This is a genomic window from Bacteroidota bacterium, assembly GCA_030706565.1.
Classification (GTDB): Bacteria; Bacteroidota; Bacteroidia; order Bacteroidales; family JAUZOH01; genus JAUZOH01.
This window is the reverse complement of record JAUZOH010000139.1, coordinates 1-8,903: the sequence shown is the minus strand read 5'-3', so window position 1 is coordinate 8,903 and position 8,903 is coordinate 1. Positions and strand designations below refer to the sequence as shown.

At 39.0% G+C, this 8,903-nt stretch carries 4 protein-coding genes; all 4 read left to right on the top strand.

Annotated elements, in window-relative coordinates; genetic code table 11:
- Nucleotides 1–795 (top strand): alpha-galactosidase (locus Q8907_08730; GenBank protein MDP4274348.1); only part of this gene is annotated, 795 nt, incomplete at its 5' end.
- A 45-nt stretch (nucleotides 796–840) separates the two neighbouring features.
- Nucleotides 841–3,027, top strand: coding sequence for a glycoside hydrolase family 31 protein (locus Q8907_08725; protein ID MDP4274347.1), 2,187 nt, complete (start codon nucleotides 841–843; stop codon nucleotides 3,025–3,027).
- Nucleotides 3,028–3,401: 374 nt separating this feature from the next.
- Complete coding sequence (locus Q8907_08720) at nucleotides 3,402–5,732, top strand: GH92 family glycosyl hydrolase (protein ID MDP4274346.1); 2,331 nt, start codon at nucleotides 3,402–3,404, stop codon at nucleotides 5,730–5,732.
- A gap of 71 nt (nucleotides 5,733–5,803) precedes the next feature.
- Nucleotides 5,804–8,521 carry a GH92 family glycosyl hydrolase gene (locus Q8907_08715; GenBank protein MDP4274345.1) on the top strand — a complete coding sequence of 906 codons (2,718 nt, stop codon included), beginning with the start codon at nucleotides 5,804–5,806 and terminating at the stop codon, nucleotides 8,519–8,521.
- Nucleotides 8,522–8,903 lie beyond the last annotated feature (382 nt).

Sequence of the window (8,903 nt, the reverse complement as noted above, 5' to 3'; positions counted from 1 at the left end):
GAACCTTCCAAAACTGTTGAGGATATGCAGGCTCCTTATAAATTGATGTGGAACGAAGTGCGTAAATTAAAACGGGATGTGGTCTTTAATCTTTGTCAATATGGTATGGGGCAGGTCTGGAAATGGGGAGGAGAAGTAGGAAACTCCTGGAGAACCACCGATGATTTGGGCGCTGCAGCCAATACCAATAATTTGCCCGGATTTTATTTGATTGGTCTTAGCAATGCTGAACATTGGGAATATGCGCATCCGGGAGCATGGAATGATCCTGATTATATTCTGATCGGTTATATAGGCAGCGGCAATCAAAGCAAGAAGACAGTGCTTACTCCAAATGAACAATATGCCTATATGTCCATGTGGTCGTTAATGGCAGCCCCTTTGTTTTTTAGCGGTGACATGGCAAAATTGGATCCTTTTACCTTAAATGTATTGTGCAATAACGAGGTTATTGATATCGACCAGGATACGCTTGGCCATCAGGCTAAAATAATTAAAAACGATGAACATGGATTAATCCTGCTGAAGGATCTGGCTGATCATGAAAAAGCTGTAGGATTGTTTAATTATCCAAAGGAAACGAATAAAAAATCGGAGGTAAGTAATTATTTTTTCTGGAATTCTTCAGATGTTAAAACTACTCAGAAAATGTTGATTAATCCATCAGAACTGGGAATTAAAGGAAAATATAAAGTAAGGGATGTATGGCGGCAAAAAGATCTAGGAGAATTTGAAAATAATTTTGAAATAGATGTTCCCTATCATGGTGTGGCTTTCCTGAAGATCAGTCAGTAAATTATGATGAATGCACAATGTCGAGTCTATAAAAGGATAAGTAAGATGAATAAAATTCGGAATATTTTTTCTGTTCTGCTGTTGTCATGGGTTGTGATGGTTTACGCCAATGCCCAGGAAGTAACAAAAATTGCTCCAGGAGTATGGAAAGTCTCTTATGGCTCACCTGAGAAGTACAGGCCGACTGACTTCAAGGAAGCTGCTTCAGCAGCTTTGACAAAGATGCCTGATCAGGAAAAGGCTCCTTTCCCTGTAGATGAAATTAAATTCAGCCGGATTTCCAAAGGAACCGTGGCTGAATTTAAAATAGATAAATCAGAAAAAATCTATGGTTTCGGCTTACAGATAAATACATTTGAACAAAGTGCCTGTCGTAGGGAAATAAGAACAAGCAGTGGGGTTTCTGGCAGTTCTGGGGATTATCATCCTTCACCCTTGGGCGATCTCGGGTTTAGTCATGCGCCCATGCCTTTTTATATTTCTTCAAAGGGGTATGGAGTATTAATAAATACCTCACGCTATGTGACTTTTTACATGGGGTCTCAACACAAACTGGATCAAACGGTAGCTTTAAAACATTTTGTGGGTGGCGGAAGTAAAGCTTCAGCTTCAATAGAAGATCTTTACAATAGAAATTATAAATCGTCAGATGAGGTGGAAGTTCTTGTAGATGGGGCTCAGGGTATGGAAATGATTATTTTTGATGGCCCTACTTTAAAGAATGTCATTGAACGTTATAACCTTTTTTCAGGAGGGGGCGGAATTCCACCTATTTGGGGCTTGGGGTTCAAGTACCGCGCAAAAACAGATTTTACCTATAAAGAGGTCATTAACTTTACCAGGTACTTTAGGGAGAATAAGATTCCCTGTGATATGTTCGGTTTAGAACCGGGTTGGCAGTCTTCTTCTTATTCCTGTTCGTATGCATGGAACAAAAGGAATTATCCAAATCCCGACAGTATTTTAAATGTAATTCAGGGGATGAACTATAAATTAAATTTATGGGAACATGCTTATGTACATCCTACCTCTCCTATATTTGATTCAATAGTTCCCTATTCCGGAGATTTTGCCGTTTGGAAGGGCGCTGTACCTGATTTTATAATGCCTCAGGCAAGAAGAATATTCGGCGAATACCACAGGAATAATTTGATTAAGAAAGGGATATCTGCTTTTAAACTTGATGAATGCGATGCTGCCTATTATGATGAAGCACATGGAGAATGGAGCTTCCCGGATATCGCAAAATTCCCTTCCGGAGTTGATGGGGAACAGATGAGGCAAATATTTGGCCTGCTTTATCAAAAAACACTTTGGAACGAATTCAAAAAAGAAAATAAGCGAACCTTTCTTGAAGCAAGGGCTTCATATCTTTTTGCCTCCCCTTACTGTTCGGCTTTATATTCGGATATGTACAGTCCCTTTGACTATGTGACTATGGTGACAAATTCCGGTTTTGCCGGAGTGAACTGGTCTCCGGAAGTCCGTCAAACTAAATCGGTTGATGATTTAATCCGCAGAATGCAAAATTCATTGATGTCCTCTCATATGTCAGTAGATTGTTGGTTCTTGAAAAATTTACCCTGGTTCCAGTTTGACCGGTCTAAAAATAATAATGGCGAATTTTTACCAGATTATAAACAGATTGAACAGAAAGTACGGAAATTGGTGGAACTGAGAATGCGCTTAATCCCATATCTTTATGCGGCTTTTGCAAAATATCATTATGAAGGGACCCCGCCATTCAGGGCTTTGGTGGTCGATTATCCGGATGATCCGGAAGTATGGAGACTCGATAAACAATACATGATGGGGGATAATATTATGTGTGCTCCCTTTATTGAGGGCGTTTCAGAACGTGAAGTCTATTTCCCCAAAGGAATTTGGTATGATTTCAATACGAATAAAAAATATGAGGGGGGAAAGAAATACACCATACAGATGACGCTTGACCAAATCCCTATGTTTATTAAAGAGGGAACTATACTTCCCTTGGCTAAACCCGTCGAATTTATAACCCCGGAAACTGTTTTTGAAGTTAACTGTAAAGTATATGGGAAGCCTGCAAATGATATGCGTTTGTTTGAAGACGACGGTTTTACTTTTAATTTTGAAAAAGGAAATTACAACTGGTTGGACTTATCCTGGAATGGAAAGAAAGGGCTGGTCAAACGTTCAGGTAATTTCAGAAAAAAATTATTCAATATTTCTGCTTGGGAAAAAATCGATTAACAATAAGTTTATTTAGAATTAATTAAATATTTCTGCATAAGCTGAGGGCCAACCTGTTTGAAAATTTATACCTGAAATTTGTTTGGAATTAATTGAAGAACAATTTTTGAAATATATGCCAAAAGGTTTTGCCAGGCTGGCCCTCATATTTTAGAAAATCATACGATTTATCCTTGTTGGAAAGTTGATTTGTCCATCTTTTATTTTTTGTCGGTTTCCTTCAATCCTGTCCCGGTCTAGTTTGCTTATATTCTCTATCGGGAATATTAAATATTTAAATAGTTAAAATACAGAAGTTTAAATAAATATCAGATGAAATAGATCTGATCCGATTTGTTTTTTTGCCAAATGATTTTTTATAAAACTTCATTAACATGATGGAAAATAAAATCTACCCGGTTAAATTTCATATAGAATTTTTAATCATCATATTCCTGTCTTGTTTTGTTTCCAAGGCAAATTCTTCTTTAAATAAGCTTAATCGGAAAGAAAATATTCAGAAGGCGTCTTTTGCTTTTGGTTTTAAGAATAATTTTCAGCGGTTGGGGCTTATAAAAACCAGGACTCCGGAAAATCCTCCTGTTAAAAATAAATTTTTGTTTAGATGGGTAGATCCTTTCATAGGTGTTGAAAATGACGGGAATGTATTGCCCGGTACTTCTTTGCCTTTTAGTTTTGTACGTTTAGGGCCGGATGTCCCAGTTCCTCACCCAACAACCGGCTATTTATCTGATAAGCCAATAAAAGGCTTTAGCCACACTCATGTCAGCGGAACCGGTGGAAATGGACAGTATGGGAATATTTCTGTTCTGCCCACAACCGACGAATTAAACGTCACGGATAATGCGTCTGATAAATCGGACGAATTCGCTTCTGCCGGCTATTACCGTACTACTTTGAACCGTTATCATATTAAAGTCGAACTGACTCAGAGCCAAGAAGTGGGATTTCACCGGTATACATTTCCTTCTTCAAAAGAATCACATATTCTTATTGATGTGGGCAGTATGATTAAAAAAAACGGGCAATATTTAAGAAACATTCAAACCCGGGCGATTTTTGTTAATAATCATTCTGTTGAAGGTTATGGCGAATGTGCGGGGAGTTGGGGACATGGATATCCCTACAGGGTTTATTTTTATGCGGAATTGAACAGGGATGCTGAGGCTATAGGTATATGGAATGGAGATACTGTTTCGGTTTCCAGGAAAATTCTTGAAGGGAAAGATGGCGGCGTCTTTTTTTCATTTTCAACTCATCAAAACGAAATTGTTTGTTTAAAAGTAGGAATTTCTCCGTTGGGCATTGAAAAAGCAAAAGAAAACCTGGATGAGCAGATTCCCCATTGGAATTTTAATCAGATTAAAGAAAGAGCTGAAAAGAAATGGGAAAGTTATCTGACGCGGATTAAGGTTCAGGGCGGAAGCGATTCCGAAAGGACCATTTTTTATACTTCCCTCTATAGGGTTTTTATCATGCCTACTGATATTACCGGAGAAAATCCCAAATGGCAATCCGGCGAACCTGCATTTTGGGAGTATTATTGTATCTGGGATACCTACCGGACCGCCAATCCCTTGTACCTGCTTATTGCTCCTGATCAGGAACGGCGTATTATCAGAAGTCTGCTGGATATTTACAGGCATAACGGGTGGATCCCGGATGCCTGGATTACCGGACATTATGCCATGCAGCAGGGAGGTACAAATGCTGATGTTTTATTGGCTGATGCCATTGTTAAGGATCTGGGAGGTTTCGATTATTCCTATGCTTTTAAAGCCATGAAGGACAATGCTGAGAAAAAATCTGATAAGGTCGGCATCTATGGGCGGCATAAGGAATATCAGGAACTGGGCTTTTGCCCTTCTGATATCCGGTGTGGAACATCATATACCCTGGAATACGCTTATGACGATTTTTGCATCGGTCAGGTTGCCAAAACGCTTAATCAGAAAGCTGATGAGGAAAGGTATTTCAGGTATTCTTTAAATTGTTATAACCTGTTTTATCCTGAACAAAGATTTTTTTGGGCAAAAACAAAAGATGGGATTTGGGCTGATGGTTTTCGCCCTGATTTCAGGCTGCAGCATTATCAGGGCGGTTATTTTTACGAAGGAACTCCATATCAGTATGCTTTTTCAGTACCTCATGATATGCAAGGTTTGATTGACCGAATGGGTGGTAAAGACGAATTCCTCAAAAAACTTGATTTACTTTTTGACGGTAATTATTACACCCAGACCAACGAACCGGATATTGAATTTCCTTATTTATATGATTATATCGGGCGACCTGATAAAGTGGCCGATAGGGTCAGGAAAATATTAAAGGAAGATTATAATACCACCCGTGGAGGACTTCCGGGAAGTGATGATTCCGGTTGCATGACCTCATGGTATATCTGGGGCGCATTGGGATTCTATCCGGTTGCAGGTCAGGATGTTTATCTTATTGGCTCTCCCATTTTTAGAAATGCTGAAATTTCACTGGAACACGGGAAAAAGTTTTTAGTAATTGCACATAACGTTTCAGATACAAACAGATATATCCAATCTGCCAAACTTAATGGCAAACCCCTTAATAATACGTGGTTCCGTCATGAAGATATAAAAGACGGGGGCAAACTTGAATTGGAAATGGGGGCTGTTTATCATGGATGGGGACAAAACTCCACTCCTCCGCCTTCTTTATCGATTCAGAAATAATCTTGTTTAAATTATATATTGTTGATACAAATAAATACAAATAAGATTAAAACGGGGAAACAGAAAAAATGATGGCTAAAAAGATATTATTCTTATTGATTTTTATTACAGGGGCTTATGAGGTTCATTCGAATCCCAATAATATTGCTCCTTTTGCTAAAGTAAGGGCATCCAGTGAATTGAGTGCGGATTATAATGCATACAAAGTGATAGATGGAATAATAGGGGCCGATGGGGTAGGCGAATGGGCTTCCAAAGGGAATGTGGATTACTGGGGTAAAATGTCCTATCCATGGATTGAATTGGCGTGGAATACACCCAGATGGATAAATAAGATTATTTTGTATGACCGGCCCAATGAATCTGATCACAATGCAGGAGTCAGAATTGAAGGGGATCATGGCTTCCGCCTGGAAGTATATAATATCCCAAATGATGGTTCGCCCAGGGTTATTCAGTTTCCTTCTACACAATTAAGCAGGTTGAGGTTTGTGACCATTGATGCTGATGGCAAAAATGTAGGATTCTCTGAAATTGAGGTTTTTTCATCACCTGAAGGATATTCTGATTACGTTTCCTGGGTGGATCCTTATATTGAAACAATTCCCGGACGGTTTTTCTATTCGATCACCGGGAACCAACCCTATGGCATGATAGGAGCAGCGCCGGTAACCAGAAATAAAAACCAGGGTGGCGGTGGATATAATTATGACGGAAACTATATCCTGGGTTTTTCACAACTGCATTGCTGGATGGAATCGGGTTTGGATATTATGCCTGTTGGAGGAGATATAAATCCCTGTGATGGAATGATGGGTTGGAAATCTGCTTATTCGCATGATGATGAGATTGTGCAGCCTGCCTATCACCGCCTGTTTTTAAAAACCCACAGGATATGGGTAGAGCAAACATCTACCGACCGGGTCAGCTTTTATCGTTATCGTTTTGTGAAACCTGGCAAAGCTGCTGTGATTGTTTCTCTGGGCGGGAAACTTGGAAATTCAGTCATGAGGGATTGTAAAATACGGAAAGTGAGCAATTCGGAGATTGAAGGATCTTTTTTAAGTACCGACCGGCTTTGGGGTGGCCCTCAGAATGTCAGGATTTATTTTATTGTACGTTTTGACAAACCTTTCGTCTCCATGGACGGTTGGGATAAACAAGAAATATATAAAAATACGGAAACTCAGGACAGTGAAGATGGGGGCGTGAAGCTTAATTATATTGTTCAGAACGGGGACTTGCTCCAGCTTAAAGCTTCCGTTTCTTTTACGAGTATAGGGAATGCCCGACTGAATATGGATTCGGAATGTCCGTCCTGGGATTTTAATGATGTCCGCGATGCTTCCCGGAATGAATGGAACGAATGGCTTGGAAAGATAGCTGTTAAAGGTGGAACAGTCAGTCAGCGCATTAAGTTTTATACCGATTTGTGGCATGTGCTTTTAGGCCGTCATAAAATCAATGATATTAATGGGGATTATCCTGATTTAACTCATGGAGTGAGGTTTACAGAAGGTAACCGTTGTCAGTTCAAGTATAATGCAGTTTTCAAGCTAAAAACAATTCCCAAAGAAAAAAATGGGAAGCTCAGATTCAATATGTATAATTCCGATGCATTCTGGTTGACTATGTGGAATCTAAACACATTGTGGGGACTGGCTTATCCACAAGTTTTGGATGATTTCTCGGCTTCTCTTATTCAATATTCGGAAAACGGAGGACTGCTTCCAAGGGGGCCAAACCTCGGAGGGTATTCATACATTATGTCCGGTTGTCCGGCTACATCGCTAATTACCAGTGCTTTTCAAAGGGGGATTTGTAAAAAATGGGATATTGCCCAGGGATATGCTGCGATGAAACGGAATCATCTTCCGGGAGGCATGATGTCATTCAATGAGGATGATAAAATGAGATTTTATATAAAGAATGGATATGCACCTGAACAAGCAGGTTACACGATACAATGGTCATTTGAAGATTGGGCTTTATCCCAAATGGCTGAGAAACTTGGAAAGAAAAAGGATGCTCTATATTTCCTGAGGCGTTCAAAAGGTTGGGACAAATTATTTAATAGGGATTTGAAACTGATCCTGCCTAAGAATGAAAAGGGAGAATGGACAAGTACAAATCCGTTTGACGGGAAGGGTTTTGTCGAATCTGATTCATGGCAGGCTACCTTTGGCGTATCTCACGATCTTTCCCATTTGTCTGCCTTAATGGGCGGGAATGATTCTTTGTGCGCAAAGTTGGACTTTGCCTTTTGTAAAGCCCAAAATTCTAATTTCTTTAATCAGTATGTGAATTATTCGAATGAACCGGGATTGTCATCTGCACATGTGTTTGCTTTTGCAAGACAACCTTGGAAGACCCAATATTGGGTAAGACAGGTCGGTGAACGCTCCTATGGGGGGATAACTCCGGATAAGGGATATGGCGGTTGTGACGAAGATCAGGGGCAGATGGGCGCATTAAGTGCACTGATGTCTATGGGCTTGTTTTCCATCAACGGGGGTTCTGAAATCAATCCTTCTTATGAAATTACCAGTCCTGTTTTTGATGAGGTATGTATAAAATTAGATACATCCTATTATCATGGAAAAGAATTTAAAATCATTACCCATAATAACTCCTCTCAAAATTATTATATCCAAAAAGCAAAATTAAATGGGACAGACTTCAATTCATTTTTACTATCAAATTCGGAATTTACTGAAGGTGGGGTACTTGAACTTTGGCTGGGAGATGTACCTAATATGAAATGGGGTATAAATCAGAATATTAAATGATGTTGCAAGCTGATGTTTTCTAGACTTAACCGGCAATTCTTAAAAGGTTGCCGGTTAGGTCTTTATCGGAATTGTTTTACCCCGGAATATCCTGGATTAAATATGTTCTGAATTCTTCATAAAAAGTTATTTTGTCCATCATCGAAATTTTTTGTCTATTTTTTAAGGTATAATCATAGTTTAATTTTATCTGTGAATTCTTTAAAGAATGTATCATGATATATGCCATTAAAACAAAGCATAAAACATGTAAAAAACTTCAAATGCATTGTCTTTTTTTATAAAAGAATGAAAATAATTAACCTTAAATCATTAATTCGGGAAGAGAAAAAACGGAAAAAACTTTAAAGGTCAGGTCCACAAGGTGAATTTGAACTTTGTT

Bases quoted from the DNA above. Each gene is read 5' to 3' on its own strand.
- Q8907_08715 (MDP4274345.1), top strand. From the start codon at position 5,804: ATGGCTAAAAAGATATTATTCTTATTGATTTTTATTACAGGGGCTTAT.
- Q8907_08725 (MDP4274347.1), top strand. From the start codon at position 841: ATGAATAAAATTCGGAATATTTTTTCTGTTCTGCTGTTGTCATGGGTT.
- Q8907_08720 (MDP4274346.1), top strand. From the start codon at position 3,402: ATGATGGAAAATAAAATCTACCCGGTTAAATTTCATATAGAATTTTTA.